The following is a 21,472-nucleotide window of genomic DNA, read 5'->3' as shown; positions in this document are numbered from 1 at the left end:
CCCTTCATTTACATTACTTGCTACCCATCAGCTTGTTCAAAATTTTTGCAGTTTGGCCCGCATCCTTGGCAGACATATTTTGCAGTAAAGAAGCACGTGTTGAATCATCTACTGTATTTAATATGTTTAATGCCTTGTCCGGACTAATTTTGTAAGTTTGTAAAATAAGTTCAGCACCGCTTTTCTTATCCATGGAAGCAAATGTGCTGCCAATTTTCGTGCTTTGCAAACTTTTACTTGTCGTCCCTGCTGTGCTACCTTGATCCTTTTTCAGACGCGACTGCAACGCAGCTACTGACAAATCCGTAGATGGCGTTACATTTTTCAGTGCCATGGTAATATCAGCTGCCTTTTTGGCATCCATCTTTTGCAGGATTTTCGCACTGTTTGCAGGATCCATGTAGCTTAATAGTTGTACAGTTTCTTCCGTAGTCAGGTTTTCCATAATCGGTGCCGCCTTGCTTGCCGTCATTCCTTCATACATGGAAGCGAGATCCTTCGCCTGCTTTACATATGGATCTTCATTCGCTGTTCCGCTAGAAGTAGTGCCTGTGGCTTGCGCACCTGTCTGTCCCTGCTGACCGGTTTGCGACTGTTGTGTCTGTTGTGATTGTTGCGTTTGAATCGTATTGACTTGATTCTGCAGTTCTGAAACCTTTTTATCCTGGGCCGTTTTGGCAGCAGAAGCCTTTTTAAGCTCCTCCGTCTGTTTGGCCAAATCTGCCTTTAACTGCTGAATGGTTGCTTCAGAGCTTTCAGACTGGGCCTTCTGATCTGCCTCTTTCGTCTGAGTAGCCTTATCTTTCGATTCAGGGAGCCAATTTTTTACAATTGGTATCTTGTTCCCCAATGAAATCATTTCGCTTCTGAAATCCATATTGAACAGTGTAAGCAGGACCCCGACCAGAACGATTGTGAAAACAATCGGGATCAGGAAAAACATAAACCGTTCAAATCCCCCGCCTGATTCTTTTTCTAAATCCATATCAAGTTCATTTTCTGCTAACTTCTGTGCCATCGTCTTCCTCCTCAGGCAGCTGATATGCGTATTCCTATGACTTTCCGCTTACCGGGCTTTCATGGCAAATCGCACGGAAGCCATTTCATCCAGCTCGTTCTGCTCGCGCAGGAGCATTTCCTGTTGGAATTTCACGTTGGCCTTCTCTCTTGCTTTCAGCCAAACCTGTTCATCCAGCATTTTATCGGTCAAAACGGTTTGTTTGCTTTGCACATTTTGCTGCGCATATTGAACGTCCTTATGCTTTCGTGTAATACATTGGTCCAGATGATTAACATAAGCTTGTAATTCCTGAATGGTAGAGAGTGGCGCACATTCCTCGGCAGCCTTTAGAATGGCTGATATGACCCGATTCCTTTCGCCTACAAGCTGTAATAATGTCTGCTCTTCAGCCTGCAATTGTCCAACAGCATTGGAAAGCATCCATTCGGCCTGTGACTTTTCATTCGTTTTCAAGTCTACAACTTTCTGAAAGGAATACTGAAATCTCATCGTTCAACCTTCATCTCCTCGTAAATTCAGAAATCAAACGTTCTCGTACCTCATCCAGCTCAGTCTTTTCATCTGTTCTTTGTCTTGTAAAATCCCATATATCCCGTATGCGCTCCAAGGATTCGTCAATTTCTGCATTTGAACCCTGCTGATAGGCCCCGATATTGATCAGGTCCTCCGAATCCTTGTAAATGGCCATCAAACGCTTGATGTTTTCGGCAGCTTCGATCTGATCACGCGGCGAAATGTCCTTCATGACCCGACTAATGCTCGCTAACACATCAATTGCGGGAAAATGCCCTTTGTTCGCAATCCCCCGGTTCAATACAATGTGACCATCCAAAATCCCGCGCACAGCATCCGCAATAGGCTCGTTCATGTCGTCACCATCGACCAGCACTGTATAGAAGGCGGTTATAGAGCCAGTAGGTCCCGTTCCTGCACGTTCCAACAGCTTTGGCAGACTGGCAAATACGGAAGGAGTGTATCCTCTCATTGCCGGAGGCTCCCCTATGGCCAGTCCTACTTCACGCTGAGCCATGGCATACCGGGTAACGGAGTCCATCATCAGCATGACGTTCAACCCTCGATCCCGAAAGTACTCTGCAATCGTCGTCGCAATGAGCGCACCCTTAATTCGAATCAGCGCAGGTTGGTCGGAAGTGGCCACAATGACTACAGAACGTTCGAGTCCCTCTGGGCCCAAGTCCCGTTCGATAAAGTCCAGTACCTCGCGTCCACGTTCTCCGATCAGCGCAATTACGTTGACATCGGCTTCCGTATTACGTGCAATCATTCCCATGAGGGTACTCTTTCCTACACCAGATCCTGCAAAAATACCAACCCGTTGTCCTTTTCCAATGGTTAACAATCCATCAATAGCCCGTACTCCGATACTGATCGGTTCCTGCACACGCGGACGATTTAGCGGATTGGAAGGAATATTAAAGGTCGAATATCTCGCCATTCTCGAGGGAATCAACGAACCATCCAAGGGCTGACCCAATCCGTCCAGCACTTTGCCTAGCAGCTCTGATCCTACCTGCACGTTGAGTGGTTTCCCAGTCCCTACAACATCACAACCCGGACCTATGGATTGCAGTTCTCCCAGTGGCATCAGAAGCACCTTATTGTCTCTGAAGCCCACAACCTCCGCTTGCAGCGGCTTGGCTGTTTTACCCGGATAAATGTAACAAACATCCCCGATGCTGGCGTCTGGACCTTCTGATTCCACCATCAAACCGATAACCTGTGTAACCTTGCCGTTTACCCGAACCGGGTCCAGCTGTCGCAAATGATCCATGTAGCGCTGCGCATTAAGCCCCTTCATGTCTTCGCTCCTCATCCTCATGTGCCAGACGCAGCAGTTCTTTTTTGATCTCCGCTAATTGCGTATCAATCCGTGCATCCACGCTTCCAAAGGAAGAGCGGATGACACAACCACGATCTTTCACAGTACCATCAGGAATAATTTGTAGTTCTGCCTGCGAATCAACAGTTAGCGACAGTTCTTCGCGCGCGCCTTGCACAAATGCGAAATGCTGAGGCGACACACATAACGTGATTGTTCCTTTTTCCCGCTTGCGGGCCAAATTTTTGCGAATTAGCTCAATCGTATATTCAGGCGCAAGACTAAGCTGCTTTTCAATGACCTTTTCAGCAATAGCACTACTCAATTCGACCAAAAACGGCTCAGCTTCCTGAATCAGCTGCTCTTTAATCTCATAGGCCTGACGCAGAATTTCCTGTGCTTCTTCCATCATTTGTTCCGATTTTGTCTGGAGCTCGGCCTCAGCCAGCTTCTGACCTTCTTCATAGCCTTGCTGGAATCCGTCGGCTTTTAACGACTGGGTTAACTGATCGTCATTCTCACGCCGTTCCTGCCACCAGTCTTCAATCTGCTGCTGTGCTTCCTGAAGCATCCGTTCCGCTTCTTCAGCCGCTTCACGGACCTGCCGTTCGGCAAAATCTTTGGCATCATTCAGCATTTCATCCCGGAGCCGTTCAGCCTCATGATCTCTTTGAGGCTCCGGCTCCATATATTCCATTGTGATTTTGTCATCCGTCGTTTCTGGCGCATAGGTATGTGCCACGTCAATCGTTTTCAAAGCCTCTACAGGCACATATTGGAAAGATTTGATCAAGTTAGACAATGATGTCATCTCCTCCGCCGCGTGCGATTATAATCTCACCGGCCTCTTCCAATCTGCGGATCGTCGATACGATACGTGTTTGTGCTTCTTCCACATCACGCAGCCGCACCGGTCCCATGTACTCCATTTCCTCTTTGAAGGTCTCTGCCATACGTTTCGACATATTTCGGAAAATCACATCGCGTACTTCTTCACTGGATACTTTAAGCGCCAATTGCAAATCCGAGTTGTCGATATCGCGGATAATGCGTTGAATGGAACGGTTGTCCACATTGACAATATCCTCGAATACAAACATTCTCTTTTTGATTTCCTCGGCCAGTTCAGGGTCCTGAATCTCAAGCGAGTCGAGAATAGTACGTTCGGTTCCTCGGTCTACACCATTCAAAATCTGAACGATGGACTCGATACCGCCTGCATTCGTGTAGTCCTGCGTCGCGGTTGCCGACAGCTTTTGCTCCAGCACACGTTCCACTTGTGAAATGACTTCCGGAGACGTGCTGTCCATGACAGCGACACGCCGGGCCACATCTGCTTGCTTTTCCTGTGGCAGAGACGACAGAATCGCCGCCGCCTGCTCGAATTGCAAGTACGAAAGCACGAGAGCAATCGTTTGTGGATTTTCATTTTGTATAAAATTCAAAATCTGGTTCGGATCAGCCTTGCGGGCAAAATCAAATGGTCTCACCTGTAATGTGGCTGTCAGACGGTTAATGACTTCAACCGCCTTTTGCGATCCGAGTGCTTTTTCCAATATTTCTTTCGCGTAATTGATACCGCCTTGGGAAATGTACTCCTGAGCCAGGCAAATTTGATGAAACTCGGCCATAATGGAGTCTTTTTCAATGGCATCGACCTTCCGCACATTGGCAATTTCCAATGTAAGCTGCTCGATCTCTTCATCACGCAAATGTTTGAATATTTGAGCAGAAACTTCTGGCCCCATTGTGATCAAAAGAATAGCCGCTTTCTGTCTTCCCGTTAAACCTTGACTGCTTGCCTTTGCCAATGAACTCACCTCTATTCGTCAGCCAGCCATGTACGAAGCAGATTGACGAATTCGTCGGGTTTCTTTTTCGCCAGACTTTCAAGCTGTTTACGCACTTGACTTTCACTTGTCACACTTTCCATGGTAATAGACGGGAACTCCGTCGGTGTTGGCATGAGTTCCAAATCTTCCTCCAGATCTTCTTCCTGCTTACGACGACCACGCACGATCAGGAAGATTACACCCGCCAACAATGCCAGGACTGCAGCTCCGATGCCCCAAACCCACGGATTGGAAGCAGAGAAGAATGTGTTGGTGCTCGCTGGTGCCGGGACAGGTTGAGAAAAAACTGAAACCTTTTTGGCCAAATCAGCGTCTGTAAAGGTAGTACCGGAATTCGCCAACGAGGCTCTTACAATATTAACCAAAATATTTTGAATTGCTGTCTGAGTTGCAGTATCCAACGTTTGTTGCCCTGTTGGTGGTTCAACCGCTACATTAATGGTTAAATCTTTTACAGTGTACGGACTTTGGATAATATCCCTGGCAATTCGGTTAACCTCATAGTTAATTGTACTTGAGCTCTTATCTGAACTGGTGTTTCCAGAATTGGCTCCCCCAGGGTAGCCTGGAATATCCTGCGTCCCAGTTCCTGCAACTCCTCCGGTTTGTCCACTGTTGCCCGTATAGCTTTCCTGAATTTGTTGAGCACTGATTTCAATGCCCTTCATTTTCGCTTGGTCAACAGGGGTGACCATTTGTTCCTTGGATGTTACTTTGTCAAAATTCAACTGGGACATGACCAGTACATTGACCTTGTCGTCGCCAACAATTTTCGACAAAAATTGTTGAACATTAGTCCTAACATCGCTCTCAAACTTCTTCTGTAGAGCCATGTTTTCCTGAACACCGCTAGTGAGTCCTCCTTGGCCGCCCTTGGCTGTTGGAATCAACTCATATTCCTTATTGGTGATCGTAATGTTCTCCACTGGCAAATTCGGCACAGCCGTTTTCACCAGATTAAAGTATCCATCAATAGCTTGTTGATTTGGCGTGAAGCCAGGTTCGAATTCCATTTGTACTGAAGCAGAAGCTTTATCCTTCTCTTCAAGTCCGGCAAAAATGTTTTCCTTCGGCATATTAATGACAACTTTGGAGCTTTGGACACCATCCATCCGTTCCAACAGCTGCTGTACTTCGCCATTCAATGCGTTGTTATACTTCACATTGAACTCGTTTTCCGTCATACCAATTGCCGAGGAAGACTGGTCAAAAGCGCTCATGCCGATTGAACCCTTTTGAATTAGGCCTTGAGACCCAACATCTACCTTTGCTTTATCCGCACTTGCGGTCGGGACTGAGATTTGCGTCCCACCAGCATTGAGCTGATAAGGTATACCCGCTGAATCGAGATATTTGATGACTCCGGCCGCATCGTTTGCATTTAAGTCCCGGAAAGCCACTTCATACTCAGTTTTGGTAAACTGCATCGTTAGCACTACAATTGCAATAATGATGAATGCTAATGTCGAAACAAGTAGTATTTTCTGTTTTTTGCTAAAATTATTCCAATATCCGGTAATTCTATCCCGATATTGGGCGATTCTCTCGTTCACTCCGTCACCCCATCCGAAACTTTGCTAGACCCTCTTTACATCTGTGTACGCATGATCTCCTGATAGGCTTCAATCGCTTTGTTTCGGACCTGTGTAGTAAGCTGCAGGGAAAGCAACGCTTGCTGGGAAGTGATCATGACTTGATCCACATCAACTTTGCCTGCCATGAATTGGTCGGACATCTGGTGTGTAGCGGCTTCCTGCTGCCCTACTTCATTGAGAGCATCCTTTAGGAAGGAGCCAAAATCCTTTATGGATTCGGAAGGCGTCGCTTTTGTCAACTCATTGTTAGGCGATTGAATCTGCTGTATTACCGGTGTCTGTACATTAAACATGGCGTTCTGAATCATGCTTTACTCTCCCTATTCAATAGTTAGTAGTCCTGGAACTTAGCGACCGATTTCAAGCGCTTTGGAAACCATCGCTTTTGATGCATTCAGAGCTGTTACATTGGCTTCGTACGAGCGTGTTGCGGAAATCATGTCAACCATTTCTTTCATAATGTCTACATTTGGCATATATACATAGCCATCTTTATCAGCATCCGGGTGACCCGGATTGTACACAGGCTTCAAAGGTGACTGATCTTCCTGAATCTGCGCAACCTTAACGCCGGCGGCACCTGTGCTGTTTCCTTCCATTTGAGCCTTTAAAACATCGGCAAAGCCAGATTGGTTCGGCTCCAAAACAACCGTTTTTCTCCGATATGGAATTGCTTGTCCATTCTCCACTTTGGCCCGAGTTGTCTCTGCGTTGGCGATGTTACTTGATATAACGTCCATCCGCAGGCGTTGGGCCGTAAGTGCAGATGCGCTAATATCAAAGCCGTTGTTAATCTTCACCTAGTCCTATCTCCCTTCCACCGCTGTTCTCATCATTTTGATACGTTCAGAAATTTCCTGGATGTAGGTATTATATCTCAGTTGATTTTCAGCCATAAGACTCATTTCTCTGTCAACATCTACGTTGTTCATATTATTATTCATGACTGAGTACCCATCTTTGGTAACCACAGCATCCGGAATGGAGTTCACAGGTCCTATTTGAAAATGTCTTGCATTGGTAACCTTTCCATGCAGTGGTGTTACATTACCGTCCATTTGCTGCTGAAGCAGTTCTTCAAATGAAACCTCCGAACGCTTGAAATACGGGGTATCCGCATTGGAAATGTTGTCGGCTATCACACGTTGTCTCGTATTTGCCGCCTGTACACCTGCCTGAAGCTTTTGGAAGCTCACATCACCTAGCAGATTCATTTAGCTCCTCCCTTCCAACGTCTACTCCAAAGTAAGATTCAATAAAACAAGATTTTTTACTTTTTTTCGACAATTAAATTTCATAATTATACATTTCTCTTAGGTCTTAAGTAGAAAATAATTGCTTTCTGTCATATATTCTAAGTTTCGTAGAGTTGAGACCTAATTACAATAAGAAAAAAGCCCTATCTTTTTTAAAAAAGAGGGCTTTAGATGCATAAAATGTTAAATTTTTCAGGTTTTTTTCATGGAAATGGACGTTTTTTTAGCACTTTACACCTGTAAAAGATTACACGTCCTACTTTTGGAATAGACAGATAAATCATCAACTTGACTTTCATCTAGGTCTATATAACGGTGCAAGATAGTGTTATTCTGGACCCCGCACCCTATTTTTAGAAACATAACTCATAAAATATACTGACTAAGGTCCCTGTTTTGGGCAATATCACCCAGCTTCTCACGTACATATTCGGGAGTAATAATCATACGATCCAATGTAAGCTCAGGAGCTTCGAAGGATAGATCCTCCAGCAGCTTTTCTAAAATGGTATGCAGGCGGCGTGCTCCGATATTTTCCGTGTTCCGATTTACGGACTCGGCAATGCTTGCAATCTCGCGGATCGCATCCGTTGAAAATTCAACCTCGATCTCTTCAGTACGGAGCAGATCCGTATATTGCTTAGTCAGCGCATTTTTAGGCTCTGTCAATATCGACACAAACTCATCCAGGGTCAAGCTGCTCAGCTCGACACGGATAGGAAAACGGCCTTGAAGCTCAGGAATGAGGTCAGATGGCTTGGCGACATGAAAGGCCCCAGCTGCAATAAACAGAATGTAATCCGTTCTTACCGGACCGTATTTAGTCATAATGGTAGATCCCTCGACAATAGGCAAAATGTCACGCTGGACGCCCTCTCTCGAAACGTCGGGTCCACTACCCTTGCCCTGACTCGCAATCTTATCTATTTCATCAATGAAAATAATACCGGACTGTTCAGCACGTTTCACGGACTCCTGGATCACATCATCCATGTCGATCAGCTTGGCGGCCTCATCCTGAATCAGAACCTTACGGGCTTCCTTCACGGATAACTTGCGTTTTTTAGTTCGCTTGGGTAGAAAGCTTCCGAACATCTCTTGCATATTCATACCCATTTGTTCATTTCCTTGCCCGGCAAACATATCGAGCATATTGGGTGCGGTATCCTCCACATCAATCTCTATGACCTCATCCTCAAGCTTACCGGATAGCAGATCGAATTTAACCTTACGTCGTTTTTCTGCCAAGGAAGCATCCTGTTGTGGTGATTCTTCTTCAACTGAAGTTCCCGGGTTGTTACCGAACAGCATTTCAAAGGGATTACGCTGCGATTTGTTGGACTTCTCGGCAGGTACGAGGATATTGACAATCCGTTCATTGGCCATATCCTCTGCTTTGTCCTTCACATTTTCTGTTCGTTCCGCCTTAACGATGCGTATGGAGGTTTCCATCAGATCACGTACCATGGACTCCACATCACGACCGACGTAGCCCACTTCTGTAAATTTGGTCGCTTCAATCTTGACAAAAGGAGCTCCCACGAGCCGTGCAAGTCTACGAGCAATCTCCGTTTTACCTACACCTGTCGGCCCAATCATCAGAATATTTTTAGGCACAATCTCATCCCGGACATCATCCGGCAGCTTGCTACGACGATATCGGTTGCGCAAAGCAACAGCCACAGATTTTTTAGCCTGCTTTTGTCCGACAATATACTTATCCAGCTCGGATACAATTTGTCTGGGCGTCAACGATTGATTTTTCATTTTGCATTCCTCCACCCTTGAATACTCAGAGCCGATTTACAGTTCTTCCACGATAATCTGATTGTTTGTATATACGCATATTTCTGAAGCGACTTCTAAAGCCTCCCGTGCCATATCCTTTGCATCCATATCAGTTCCATGACGTTTGAACGCCCGAGCGGCTGCCAATGCAAAATTACCACCTGAGCCAATCGCAAGCACATCATCGTCCGGCTCGATAATTTCTCCACCCCCGGAGATGAGCAGCATCCCGGAGGCATCCATTACAATCATCAACGCCTCCAGCTTGCGCAGAATACGATCCTGTCGCCAGTCCTTGGCCAGTTCCACAGCAGCCCGTTGCAAATTGCCGTGATGCTCTTCCAGCTTACTTTCAAACTTTTCAAATAATGTGATGGCATCGGCCACCGAACCCGCAAATCCTGCAACAACCTGCCCGCGATACAGTCTGCGTACTTTTTTAGCCGTCTGCTTCATTACAACACTGTTACCGAACGTTACCTGTCCATCACCCGCAATAGCTCCTTTGCCATTGTGGCGTACAGCGCAGATGGTGGTAGCATGAAAGGACATATCCATAACGCGCTCCTCCTTTTCCTTCATCCTTATGCCTGTACTTCAGCTGACATAACTCCCGTTTCACCAATGTAACGGCGCAAGCTTTCCAGCGCGCGATTAGCGAGCGCTTCGTTTTTTTCCTTCTTATTGCGAATTCGTGTCTCCAGTTTAGGCAGCAGACCGAAGTTTGCATTCATCGGCTGAAAATGCTTGAAATCTGCGGTCGTAATATAACGCGCCATACTGCCCAGTGTCGTCTCTGCAGGAAATACAAACATTTCCTGTGCACGTGCCGCACGTGCCGCATTCATTCCCGCGAGCAAACCTGAAGCTGCTGACTCTACATACCCCTCTACGCCAGTCATTTGCCCGGCAAAGAACAAATTGCTTCTCCCCTTGAATTGATAAGTTGGATGAAGCTGCTGAGGAGAATTAATAAAGGTATTACGATGCATGACACCATAACGTACAAACTCTGCATTTTCGAGTCCCGGTATCATGGAAAATACACGTTTTTGCTCCCCCCATTTGAGGTGAGTCTGGAAACCAACCAGATTATACAGCGTGCCTGCAGCGTTATCCTGACGAAGCTGAACAACTGCATACGGCAGTTCGCCTGTATGTGGATTTACCAAGCCAACTGGCTTCATGGGTCCGAACAATGCCGTCTGTTTTCCACGCTGCATCATCACTTCGATAGGCATACAGCCCTCGAAATATATTTCTTTTTCAAATTCCTTAACCTGTGCCACCTCTGCCGTAATTAAGGCCTCATAAAAAGCGTCAAATTCTGCCTCGTTCATTGGACAATTCAAGTAAGCTGCTTCTCCCTTATCGTAACGGGAAGCCAGATAAACCTTGCTCATGTCAATGGAGTCCTTTTCGACAATCGGAGCTGCAGCATCGTAAAAATAAAAATACTCCTCTCCCATCAGCGATTTAATCTGTTCTGACAAAGCCGGAGAAGTTAAAGGCCCCGTTGCAATGACCACAATGCCATCCTGTGGAATTTCCTGAAGCTCTTCATTTACAACCTCAATCAGCGGATGCTGATGAAGCGTATCTGTAATATGGTCGGAAAACCCGTCACGATCCACTGCCAACGCGCCACCGGCAGGAACAGCATGACGATCCGCTGCGCTCAAAATCAAGGAATTCAGCATTCTCATTTCTTCCTTCAGCACGCCTACCGCGTTCGTTAGGCCGCTCGCACGTAAGGAATTACTGCACACCAATTCGGCAAATTTATCTGTATGATGTGCCGGTGTTTTTACCACCGGCCTCATTTCATACAACTTAACAGGTACTCCACGGCTTGCAATTTGCCAGGCAGCTTCACTGCCCGCCAAACCTGCCCCGATGACCGTTACCTTTTGCATTTCACTCACGTTTAAATCCCCCTGCTATTGTTGTTCTTATGAAGTCTCTACACTCTCATCGCTCTCTTCCAGCATTTCGCTGTGATCGCAGACGGTACAGTTGAGCTTCGTTCCCTGTTTCGTTCGTTTTTCAACCATTAGACCACTACAGCTTGGACAAGGCTTAATGGACGGTTTATCCCACGATACAAAATCACATTCCGGGTAGCGGTCACAACCATAGAATACACGTCCTTTTTTACTCCGTCGTTCAACGACATGGCCCTCACCGCATGTAGGACAAGTGATCCCGATATCCTTGACAATTGGCTTGGTGTTGCGGCAATCCGGGAAGGCAGAGCAGGCCAGAAATTTACCAAAGCGGCCTAGCTTATACACCATTGGGCTGCCACATTTATCACAGATGACATCAGACACTTCATCCTTGATCTCAATTTCCTTCATCTCTTCCTCTGCCACTTCCAGACGCTTCTCAAATGACTCGTAAAAGTCACTCAAGACTTTAACCCAATTTCCTTCTCCTTCTTCTACGTGGTCAAGATCATCTTCCATATTGGCTGTAAACTCCACATTCAGAATCTCAGGAAAGAACTCCTCCATCTGCTCAATAACCAATTCCCCCAGCTCTGTAGGGAAGAACTTCTTCTCCTCAATAGCGACGTAACCGCGCTTCTGAATGGTTTCCAGCGTAGGTGCATACGTACTCGGGCGTCCTATACCCAATTCTTCCAGCGTTTTGACCAGTCGTGCTTCCGTATAACGAGGAGGCGGTTGTGTAAAATGCTGCTTGGGTTCAACCGATTCTTTTTTGAGCTTATCGCCCGGTTGAAGTGGTGGCAGCAGCTTATCTTCTTCGGTTTTACCGTCGTCATTCCCCTCTACATACACTTTCATGAAGCCTGGAAAACGAACCTTAGAACCGGCTGCCCGGAATATCGTCTCACCTGCTTCAATATCAACAGACAAGGTATCCATAATAGCGGAAGCCATCTGGCTCGCCATAAAACGTTCCCATACCAGTTTGTACAACCGGAACTGATCCCGACTCATAAACGGCTTAACGGTTTCCGGATCACGCAAGGCGGAGGTTGGACGAATCGCTTCATGTGCATCCTGAGCGTTGGCCGATTTTTTGGAATACTGACGAGGACTTTCTGGCACAAAATCTTCGCCATATTTTTGAATGATGATTTCCTTTGCTTCCTCTTGAGCCGAAGCGGCGATCCGTGTGGAATCCGTACGCATATACGTAATCAGACCCACGGTTCCTTCTTTACCCAAATCAACACCCTCGTATAGCTGCTGAGCTACAGACATCGTTTTGGATGCACGGAAGTTAAGCTTTCGAGCCGCCTCTTGCTGTAATGAACTTGTTGTAAAGGGTGGAGAAGGATTGCGCAGACGCTCTTTCTCCTTCACATCACGTACCTTGTAGGACGATTTGCCGATCGCCTCCAATACCTCCTGTACGTCTGCTTCGCTGGAAAGCTCTTTCTTTTCACCGCGCAGCTTATGGAATTTTGCTTCAAAGGTGCTATCCTTAATAGCTAGCTTGGCTGTGATCGTCCAGTATTCTTCCGGTACAAACTCACTAATCTCGGTCTCCCGATCCAAAATAATTTTCACCGCAACGGACTGCACACGACCTGCAGATAGACCTTTCTTTACCTTTTTCCACAGAAGCGGACTGATTTTATATCCGACAAGCCGATCCAGGATACGTCTGGCCTGCTGGGCATTGACCAGATCCATATTGATTTTACGTGGTGTTTTAAAAGCATCCTTAACAGCCTGCTTTGTAATTTCATTAAATACAACACGGCAATCCGCTGTATCGTCCAGTTCCAGCGCATGCGCTAAATGCCAAGCGATAGCCTCGCCTTCGCGATCCGGGTCAGCCGCCAGATATACTTTTTTTACTTTTTTCCGGGCATCCTTTAATTCTTTTAGAATTGAGCCTTTACCTCGAATGGTAATGTATTTGGGATTAAAATCATTTTCGACCTCTACGCCGATCTGGCTCTTCGGTAAATCCCTGATATGACCCATGGAAGCCTTGACGATATATTTGCTGCCTAAGTATTTGCCGATCGTCTTCGCCTTGGAAGGCGATTCCACGATGACGAGTGAATCCGCCATAGGCCTTTCCTCCTCTCGATTACATACATGAATAGGATAGTCTTCCTGAAATGTGGTGAGCTATAGTTCGTGAGAAGCTGCGCGATAGATTTGATCTTACAATTGCTGTTGCTTTTCAAGATTCAAATTCAATGCTTCGCGCTAGTACGAGCTATAAATTCAACACATTTCAGGAAGTGCGGAGGGAACAGGAACCCGCGGTGCGGATGAATGCAGTACTTCCCTCCACCTGATGTTTAAAATTGAATTTGTACAATTACCAACTAAGGACTTTGCAAAATCAACTATTAAATAAGCTTGTATTTTGTGCCCGCGAGCTGGGCGATCCTTTTTTTTATGATTAACGATAACAGAACTGCGTGTAAAAGTCCAAAATCCCATGTAGTGGCTTCAAGCAGTTCATCCAGTGTCATGGTCCCCTGCTCCAGCAACAGCACGACACGATTCTCCTCGGGAGTTTCACTTTCTGGTGCTTTCGAGATCTCACTTGCATTGAGGCCCTGCTCTCTATTGTATGAAGAAACATCACTTGTACGCAAATCTGCTGCATACTCTTCGATAATATCCGAAGCTTCAGTGACCGTTTTGGCCCCTTGCTTAATCAGATTCAGCGTCCCTCTACTCTTCGGTGACGTAATCGGTCCGGGAACAGCAAACACATCTCGATTTGCCTCCAGTGCAGCGTCCGCTGTAATCAGAGAGCCACTTCTTGCATCTGCTTCGACGACAAGCGTCCCCTTCGTCAAGCCGGCAATAATCCGGTTACGCTGCGGAAACATTCCCGGATGCGACCTTGTGCCTGGTGGATACTCGGATACGATCAAGCCTCTGCTTGCCATTTCTGCAAATAAAGACGCATTTTGGGGCGGATAAATTTGATCTATCGCTGTTCCAAGCACGCCAATTGTGTTTCCTCCCCGGCGCAGCGCTGTTTCATGGCAAATACTGTCGATTCCTCTCGCCAATCCACTAACCACCGTAATCCCAGCATTACACAATCCCTCTGTTAGTATCTCCGCTGCTCTGCGTCCATAAGCAGTAGGAACGCGGGTTCCTACCATGGCTACAGCGCACGTATGCAAAAGTGATTTATCCCCTTTTGTATACATTACCCAAGGTGGGTCAATCATTTCCTTCATTAATAAGGGATAATCCTCGTCTACATAAGTTATCGTTCCAATATCACCGGATTGAACTTGCTGATATCGTTCATGAACCCATTCTTCGTTGTAACACTGTGCCGCTAGTCGAGCCTGAGCAGAACTTAATCCTATCTCCATCCATTTCTGCTCACTAAAATCCAGCAGCTCGTGCAGTCGATAATCACTCGACCAAATACGCTGAATTGTTTTCCTTCCGATTCCCTCTAGTTCATGTAAACCTACCAAAAGCCATCTTTCTTCCAACCTGCGGTTCCCCCATTCACGGGAAGAGTGAACCCTCCCTTATTTTGTGGCACATTGAATCATTTTGCAAGCGTTTCCCTTGCAAGCCTGTCTCAACGCAAAAAAAAGCAACCTTTTCATCCCCTGTTTCAGAAGACAAAAAGGTTGCTTACCTTTCCTTCATTATACACTAGCAGGCAACAAATTTCGATGTGTTTTACAGCCCGCATATTAATGAAGAAACACGATTTAATGTGTCGTACACAAATTTAAAATTCCACGTGCCTCCAGCACACTAACCAGCGTCGAGCCCATTTCGGAGGGAGTCGGTGCCACCTTGATCCCGCAGGCTTCAAGTGTAGCAATCTTCTCCTTGGCTGTCCCTTTCCCACCGGAAATTATGGCACCAGCGTGCCCCATTCGTTTGCCCGGAGGTGCAGTCACACCGCCGATAAAACCAACCACCGGCTTTGTCATATTATCCCGAATCCACTCGGCAGCTTCCTCCTCGGCAGTACCACCGATTTCCCCGATCATAATAACAGCATGAGTTTTGGGGTCCTCATTGAAGCGTTGCAAAATATCAATGAATTCAGAGCCTTTCACAGGATCACCGCCAATACCAACCGCGGAAGATTGTCCTATGCCCCGGGTTGTCAGCTGATGCACTGCCTCGTAGGTCAATGTACCACTACGTGACACAACACCTACATGTCCTGGCAGATGGATGTAACCAGGCATGATGCCGATTTTACACTCACCCGGCGTAATAACACCAGGACAGTTCGGGCCAATCAGAACAGTCTTTTTACCTTCCATAAAACGTTTGACCTTGATCATATCCAGCACCGGGATGCCCTCGGTAATACATATGACGAGATCTAGTTCCGCATCCACGGCTTCCAAAATGGAATCCGCTGCAAAAGCCGGCGGTACGTAAATAACGCTCGCAGTTGCACCCGTAGCTTCCTTTGCTTCGCTCACTGTGTTAAACACCGGCAACTTGACCTGTTGTCCATTCTCCAGTGTAATTTCCACCTCAGTGCCGCCTTTACCCGGAGAGGTGCCTCCTACCATCTGTGTGCCATAATCAAGCGCACCCTTAGCGTGAAACAACGCCGTTTTTCCCGTAATCCCCTGTGTAATCACCTTTGTATGCTTATCGACCAAAATACTCACGATCTTCACATCCCCTATCGTTTATTCGGCATATCGGAATGCAAACAGGCTATTGAACAAGTTCAACGATTTTTTGTGCGCCATCCGCCATGGAATCAGCTGCCACGATATTCAACCCGGATTCCGCTAAAATCTGTTTGCCCAACCCGACATTCGTCCCTTCAAGACGGACAACAAGCGGACGAGTCAGCCCCAATTGCTTGGCAGCCTCCACAACACCGTTCGCAATAATGTCACACTGCATAATTCCGCCGAAAATGTTCACGAAAATACCTTTTACCTTCGGATCGGCCAAAATGATTTTAAACGCTTCGGTGACCTTTTCCGTCGTCGCACCGCCCCCTACGTCCAGGAAGTTGGCAGGATCGCCACCGTAATATTTAATAATATCCATCGTTGCCATCGCCAAGCCAGCACCATTGACCATACAGCCAATATTTCCGTCGAGGGCGATATAGCTCAGATCGTATTTGGATGCCTCAATCTCCTTTTCATCCTCTTCATCCAAATCACGCAACTCCAAAATATCCTTGTGGCGGAACAACGCATTAGAATCGAAATTCAGTTTGGCATCCAGCGCCATTACATTCCCATCACCTGTAACGACTAGAGGATTAATTTCTGCAATCGAACAGTCCTTGTCCACAAAAGCCTCGTACAATGCCAGCATAAACTTGACTGCTTTGTTTACCAGCTCATTAGGAATGTTAATGTCATAAGCCAGCTTCCGGGCCTGATACACTTGAAGCCCAATCGCTGGGTCAACGACTGCTTTAAAAATCTTCTCCGGAGTAGCCGCAGCTACCTCTTCGATTTCCGTACCGCCTTCTTCCGAGGCCATGATCACGATACGTCCGGTTGTACGATCTACAACAACACCGACGTAGTATTCTTTGCGAATATCGCAGCCTTCCTCTATCAAAAGGCGTTTGACCTCTTTACCTTCAGGTCCGGTCTGATGCGTCACCAGCACCTTCCCCAAAATTTCAGAGGCAAATGTTCGCACCTCATCCAAGCCTTTGGCTACCTTCACGCCACCCGCTTTACCACGTCCACCAGCATGAATTTGTGCTTTTACCACCGTAACAGCGCTTCCAAGCGCTTCTGCCGCGGCTACGGCTTCTTCCACCGTATAGGCAACCTTGCCATTCGGTACAGCCACTCCGTACTGCTTTAATACTTCTTTACCCTGATATTCATGGATATTCATTCTGGAATCCTCCTATCAACATGACTGCAACAAGGGTGGTTCACAAGGAAATCTATACTAAACCTACATCATTGTAACATGTTTTTAAAACGCTTTCCTTATAATTTAACCTTATGAATTACAGTATTTTGATATCATTATCATTCCCAAAATCGAATGTTTGGATATTAATGGGTATTTATTTTTAAACATTTTAATATAACGGTACACAAAAAAGGACCTCTCAAAATGGTTACTCATCCACCATTGAGAGGCACTTTATTTTATCAGGCATTCTTTCTTTCAGCTAAGCTCGACTTATGCAATCAGATTTTAATTGTAACTGAAAGTGCCTACTATGATTTTTCAATTTTCGCATTCGCCTGATGGACACGATCCAACAGATCATTGAACTGCAGTAGAAGCGAACCAAATTGATCGTGGGTCATATTCGTTTTTTCCTGAATACATCCCGGTACAGATAGAGCTTTTTCTCGCAATGCACTTCCCTCTGTCGTCAAAGAAATCAGCACTTTTCGCTCATCCTGAGTCGAACGCTTGCGATCAATCAGCCCGGCGTTTTGCAATCTCTTTAATAGCGGAGTCAGTGTGCCGGAATCCAGGTACAACGCTTCACCCAATTCCTTCACAGTACATTCTTCACGCTCCCAGAGCACGATGAGCACCAAATATTGTGAATACGTCACACCAAGCTTATCCAGATAGGGCTGGTACAGCTTCGTAATCTCTCTGGAGCACGCATATATGGCAAAACATAACTGATTATCAAGTTTTAATGCTGCACCTTCATTATGGTTATGGTCCATGTTGTAAGATCACCTACTTTCGTCACTATTTTAACACATTATATAGCAAAATACATGCTAATTGCACAAAATACTTTACAAGTAATAATTATTTTGTTAAACTAAATTGTGCAAAATATAAATTGAGCGAGAGGCAGTGATTGGATTATGATGACCATTCAACAAAAAATGTATGAAACAACAGTAAAAGCGGTTGGTGGCCGTAACGGATATATTGAGTCTTCCTCTCCTGAACTTCGTTTAAATATTGATACGCCAAAAGAAATGGGTGGCGCAGGCGGTGCAGGAACAAATCCGGAGCAATTGTTCGCGGCAGGGTACTCCGCCTGCTTTGACAGTGCTTTAAATATGGTTGCCCGTATGCAACGTGTTAAGCACGAAGGTACCGAAGTAACAGCTACAGTCCAATTCGGTAAAGTGGAAGACGGCGGCTTCGGTATTGGAGTAAATCTTGACGTACTGGTTAAAGGTGTAGACCATGAGACAGCAGTAAAACTGGTAGAAGGCGCACATGACCAATGTCCATACTCCCGCGCTACCCGCGGAAATATTGAAGTGAAGCTGAACGTCCTGTAATTGAGATTTTATTGAGCAGGAGGCCAGTTTCTTCTCTAGTTGATTCAATATTATGAATAAACGAATTCACAGCACAGCCTCTTAGCCGTTCCCGGTTGAGAGGCTTTTTATCCTTTCGGCTGCCTGCTCATCAGAGGGCTCATAGCTAATGTTTTTTCCATCAAGTAACATGGTAGATGATGCATAATCGTATATACGAATTTGATATACTTATAGTATAATCACATTGTCATAATTTTTTTTACTTCTCCAGAACTTTGCGTCTGGAGCTTTTTTTTGCCCTTATATTTCTCCAATTCGACATGCAAAGTTGTTTATTTAAAAAATGATGGAGTGCAACCACTTTATTTCATATTAGTCCTCGGTAATACCAGCGCTTGCCCTGTCCATATTCCGATATTGAATAGCTTCGGCAACATGCGAGGCTTTGATTTTTTCTGACTCATTTAAGTCCGCAATGGTACGAGACAGCTTGAGAATTCGATCATATGCACGCATACTTAAACCAAGTGCATCCATCGTCTGATTTAGCAGCTCAGCCGCGCTCTGTTCCAATACCGCATATTTACGCAGCATCTGCCCCGACAACTCACTATTCCATGAAAAAGAAAGCTTGCCGTATCTGCGGATTTGTATCGCTTGTGCAGCCAGCACCTGCCTTCGCATTTCTGCCGACGACAACGATTCTTTTTCCTCCCGCCAATCCTTCGGCTGCGATACTTCAAGCTGAAGATCAATCCGATCCAATAGCGGACCGGAAATACGCGAACGGTAGCGGGCTACCGCAGAAGGTGAACAGGTACAACGCTGATGTTCCATTTCACTGCCGAAAAAGCCACAGTGACATGGATTTAAGGAGGCGGCAAGTAAAAAATGCGCCGGATATTTAAAAACAGCACGTGATCGACTGATTGTAACATTGCGGTCCTCCAACGGCTGACGCAGCACCTCTAGTACATGGCGGCTAAACTCAGGCAGCTCATCCAGAAATAAAATTCCCCGGTGGGCAAGGCTGATTTCTCCCGGCTTTGGGATACCTCCACCTCCCACCAATCCAGCAGCAGAAATCGTATGATGAGGAGAACGGAAGGGTCGAATGTTCATCAGATGGGGCGATGACTCCTTCCACTTCCCGGCGGCACTATATATTTTGGTCACTTCTAGCGCCTCCTTTTCAGTCAAGGGCGGCAGGATGGACGGCAGCCTGCGGATAAGCATCGTTTTTCCGGCACCTGGTGGTCCCATAAGAATGATATTATGCATTCCAGCCGCAGCGATAACCAACGCACGTTTGGCGTGTAGCTGGCCAAGCACATCGCTATAATCCTCCATATTGCTGAGGATCTCTTGTTCCTCACGCAGCGATACATGCTCTGCCTGAGTTAAATGGTCATAGGAATGAATTATCACCTGTTGTCTGACTGTAGGCTTTTCTGGACTAGACTTCGCAATGTGGTTCATAGCTGTTTTAGAGGCTTGATCTGTCATTTGATTCGTGACTTCGTTCATATCCTGATCGTAAGCTGGATGAGGTACAGAATGAGAACTTAGATCAGTCGCTTGGCCCCCGACAGTGCTTTGTTCATGATCTTTAACCGGGATGAGGTCTGTCAGATGACGAATAGCGTAAATACGTATATCCGTGATCAGACGGGCCTCTCTCGCATTTTCCTCAGGAAGCAGCACCGAATGGAACCCTTCTCGCTTAGCAAGATCAACCATGGACAGCACCCCGTTCACAGGACGAATGCTACCATCCAACGCCAGCTCACCAATAAATAACGTCCTTTCCCCTACGGGTAAAGCAACCTGTCCACTGGTTGTCAGCAACCCTAGAGCGATAGCAAGATCGAAAGCCGAGCCTTCCTTACGCAAATCAGCAGGGGCTAAATTAATCGTTACACGCTGGGACGGATATTTGAAGCCGCAGTTTTTGATTGCTGCTCGCACACGCTCCACTGCCTCCCGAATCGCCGAATCCGGCAATCCGATAATGGCAGTCTGTGGCAAGCCATTGGACAAATCCGTCTCTACCTCAATCAGAACACCATCTATTCCATACAAACAAGCTCCGTGCAGTTTTCCATACATAACAAAAAAGCACCTCTCCTCATATTGAAATGTCTCCCAAATAGGAATCATTGCATATATGAAAAAAGGTGCTTCCAAATTTTCATTCATTGCAAATATAATGTTCCAAAATTCAATTCCAAAGCAGGCTTTTATAAGTCTTAATTAAGATTATCTGACCACAGATTATTTGTCAAACAGGGTCAGCTTATCAGCTGCCGATGTACGTGGTCTTGGTTCAGGGATAACCTCAGGATAGCCTGCATAGATCATCCCGATAACCTTTTCACCCGGTTGAATTCCCAAGGGTTCACGGAATTTAGGCGAATACAAAAATGGTTTTGTCACCCAAAACGTTCCGATTCCCTTACTCCATGCAGCAAGCATAAAGTTTTGCACAAGAGCGCTGACCGCTGCAAAATCCTCATCCCAAACCGCCTGACGCGGATCTTCTTCCAGCACAACTAAAAGCTGAATGGGGTTGTGCAAAATACCGCTCTCAAACTTGTTATCCTTACCCACATCGGCCGCGATAGCTTCTGCAAGCTTTTTCCGCCCTTTACCAGCAAACAGCAAAAAACGCCACGGCTCACGCATTTTATGATTAGGAGCCCATACAGCGATGTCCAGCAGTTCTTGGATGGTGTCCACCGGAATGGAATCAGCTTTGAATTTTTTAATTGTGCGGCGTTCCTGAATTACATCTATGACATGTTCACTAAAAGCCTGCTTTGTCACGTATATCCTCCTTCATAGATACAACTTTCAGATATCCATTAGATTATGAAAATGATAACCATTATCAATAAAATATACCGCTAGCTTTCCTTTCTGTCAA

20 protein-coding genes are annotated in these 21,472 nt (G+C 46.1%); 1 reads left to right on the top strand and 19 read right to left on the bottom strand.

What is annotated here, in order from left to right; translation table 11 throughout:
- Positions 1–13: 13 nt before the first annotated feature.
- The 17 genes from GCU48_RS20975 to GCU48_RS20895 all read right to left on the bottom strand — a co-directional run bounded on the left by GCU48_RS20975 (position 14) and on the right by GCU48_RS20895 (position 17,988).
- Positions 14–1,018, bottom strand: coding sequence for a MotE family protein (locus tag GCU48_RS20975; RefSeq protein ID WP_152381338.1), 1,005 nt, complete (start codon positions 1,016–1,018; stop codon positions 14–16).
- A 48-nt stretch (positions 1,019–1,066) separates the two neighbouring features.
- Positions 1,067–1,510, bottom strand: a complete 444-nt coding sequence (gene fliJ, locus GCU48_RS20970; protein WP_025718480.1) for a flagellar export protein FliJ — start codon at positions 1,508–1,510, stop codon at positions 1,067–1,069.
- A gap of 10 nt (positions 1,511–1,520) precedes the next feature.
- Positions 1,521–2,840 carry a flagellar protein export ATPase FliI gene (gene fliI, locus GCU48_RS20965; RefSeq protein WP_152381337.1) on the bottom strand — a complete coding sequence of 440 codons (1,320 nt, stop codon included), beginning with the start codon at positions 2,838–2,840 and terminating at the stop codon, positions 1,521–1,523.
- Positions 2,827–3,663: a FliH/SctL family protein gene (locus GCU48_RS20960; RefSeq protein ID WP_152381336.1), complete on the bottom strand. Its 837-nt coding sequence runs from the start codon at positions 3,661–3,663 to the stop codon at positions 2,827–2,829. The genes fliI and GCU48_RS20960 overlap by 14 nt, the downstream gene beginning before the upstream one ends.
- Positions 3,656–4,609 (bottom strand): flagellar motor switch protein FliG, encoded by a 954-nt coding sequence (fliG, locus tag GCU48_RS20955; RefSeq protein WP_425280877.1) that lies wholly within the window; start codon positions 4,607–4,609, stop codon positions 3,656–3,658. Before fliG ends, GCU48_RS20960 begins: the two co-directional genes overlap by 8 nt.
- A 74-nt stretch (positions 4,610–4,683) precedes the next feature.
- Positions 4,684–6,267: a flagellar basal-body MS-ring/collar protein FliF gene (gene fliF / locus GCU48_RS20950; RefSeq protein ID WP_152381335.1), complete on the bottom strand. Its 1,584-nt coding sequence runs from the start codon at positions 6,265–6,267 to the stop codon at positions 4,684–4,686.
- 35 nt (positions 6,268–6,302) lie between these two features.
- Positions 6,303–6,617, bottom strand: a complete 315-nt coding sequence (gene fliE, locus GCU48_RS20945) for a flagellar hook-basal body complex protein FliE (RefSeq protein ID WP_025718474.1) — start codon at positions 6,615–6,617, stop codon at positions 6,303–6,305.
- Between the two features lie 39 nt (positions 6,618–6,656).
- The gene (gene flgC / locus GCU48_RS20940; protein ID WP_152381334.1) at positions 6,657–7,109 is read right to left on the bottom strand and encodes a flagellar basal body rod protein FlgC; all 453 of its coding nucleotides are present in this window, start codon (positions 7,107–7,109) and stop codon (positions 6,657–6,659) included.
- A gap of 6 nt (positions 7,110–7,115) precedes the next feature.
- Entirely contained in the window at positions 7,116–7,523 is a 408-nt protein-coding gene (gene flgB / locus GCU48_RS20935; RefSeq protein WP_152381333.1) for a flagellar basal body rod protein FlgB, read from the bottom strand.
- 408 nt (positions 7,524–7,931) lie between these two features.
- Complete coding sequence (hslU, locus tag GCU48_RS20930) at positions 7,932–9,332, bottom strand: ATP-dependent protease ATPase subunit HslU (protein WP_025718468.1); 1,401 nt, start codon at positions 9,330–9,332, stop codon at positions 7,932–7,934.
- A gap of 36 nt (positions 9,333–9,368) precedes the next feature.
- Entirely contained in the window at positions 9,369–9,911 is a 543-nt protein-coding gene (gene hslV / locus GCU48_RS20925) for an ATP-dependent protease subunit HslV (RefSeq protein ID WP_025718466.1), read from the bottom strand.
- Between the two features lie 26 nt (positions 9,912–9,937).
- Complete coding sequence (trmFO, locus tag GCU48_RS20920; RefSeq protein ID WP_152381332.1) at positions 9,938–11,278, bottom strand: FADH(2)-oxidizing methylenetetrahydrofolate--tRNA-(uracil(54)-C(5))-methyltransferase TrmFO; 1,341 nt, start codon at positions 11,276–11,278, stop codon at positions 9,938–9,940.
- Positions 11,279–11,305: 27 nt separating this feature from the next.
- The gene (gene topA / locus GCU48_RS20915) at positions 11,306–13,408 is read right to left on the bottom strand and encodes a type I DNA topoisomerase (protein WP_152381331.1); all 2,103 of its coding nucleotides are present in this window, start codon (positions 13,406–13,408) and stop codon (positions 11,306–11,308) included.
- A 287-nt stretch (positions 13,409–13,695) separates the two neighbouring features.
- Positions 13,696–14,814: a DNA-processing protein DprA gene (gene dprA / locus GCU48_RS20910; RefSeq protein ID WP_152381330.1), complete on the bottom strand. Its 1,119-nt coding sequence runs from the start codon at positions 14,812–14,814 to the stop codon at positions 13,696–13,698.
- Between the two features lie 228 nt (positions 14,815–15,042).
- Positions 15,043–15,972 carry a succinate--CoA ligase subunit alpha gene (gene sucD / locus GCU48_RS20905; RefSeq protein WP_025718458.1) on the bottom strand — a complete coding sequence of 310 codons (930 nt, stop codon included), beginning with the start codon at positions 15,970–15,972 and terminating at the stop codon, positions 15,043–15,045.
- 49 nt (positions 15,973–16,021) lie between these two features.
- Positions 16,022–17,182 carry an ADP-forming succinate--CoA ligase subunit beta gene (sucC, locus tag GCU48_RS20900; RefSeq protein WP_025718456.1) on the bottom strand — a complete coding sequence of 387 codons (1,161 nt, stop codon included), beginning with the start codon at positions 17,180–17,182 and terminating at the stop codon, positions 16,022–16,024.
- A gap of 335 nt (positions 17,183–17,517) precedes the next feature.
- The gene (locus tag GCU48_RS20895) at positions 17,518–17,988 is read right to left on the bottom strand and encodes a MarR family winged helix-turn-helix transcriptional regulator (protein WP_025718455.1); all 471 of its coding nucleotides are present in this window, start codon (positions 17,986–17,988) and stop codon (positions 17,518–17,520) included.
- Between the two features lie 147 nt (positions 17,989–18,135).
- Between GCU48_RS20895 and GCU48_RS20890 the strand changes: the two genes are divergently transcribed.
- Positions 18,136–18,564, top strand: coding sequence for an organic hydroperoxide resistance protein (locus GCU48_RS20890; protein ID WP_025718453.1), 429 nt, complete (start codon positions 18,136–18,138; stop codon positions 18,562–18,564).
- A gap of 354 nt (positions 18,565–18,918) precedes the next feature.
- On the opposite strand, the gene GCU48_RS20885 is transcribed toward GCU48_RS20890, so the two are convergent.
- Both GCU48_RS20885 and GCU48_RS20880 read right to left on the bottom strand, forming a co-directional pair.
- The gene (locus GCU48_RS20885) at positions 18,919–20,655 is read right to left on the bottom strand and encodes a YifB family Mg chelatase-like AAA ATPase (RefSeq protein ID WP_152381329.1); all 1,737 of its coding nucleotides are present in this window, start codon (positions 20,653–20,655) and stop codon (positions 18,919–18,921) included.
- A 165-nt stretch (positions 20,656–20,820) separates the two neighbouring features.
- The gene (locus GCU48_RS20880; RefSeq protein ID WP_025718450.1) at positions 20,821–21,372 is read right to left on the bottom strand and encodes a nitroreductase family protein; all 552 of its coding nucleotides are present in this window, start codon (positions 21,370–21,372) and stop codon (positions 20,821–20,823) included.
- Between the last annotated feature and the right edge of the window lie 100 nt (positions 21,373–21,472).

Source organism: Paenibacillus brasilensis (genome assembly GCF_009363115.1).
Classification (GTDB): Bacteria; Bacillota; Bacilli; order Paenibacillales; family Paenibacillaceae; genus Paenibacillus; species Paenibacillus brasilensis.
Note: the sequence above shows the minus strand (reverse complement) of the source record. Positions and strands in the feature narration are given on the sequence as shown.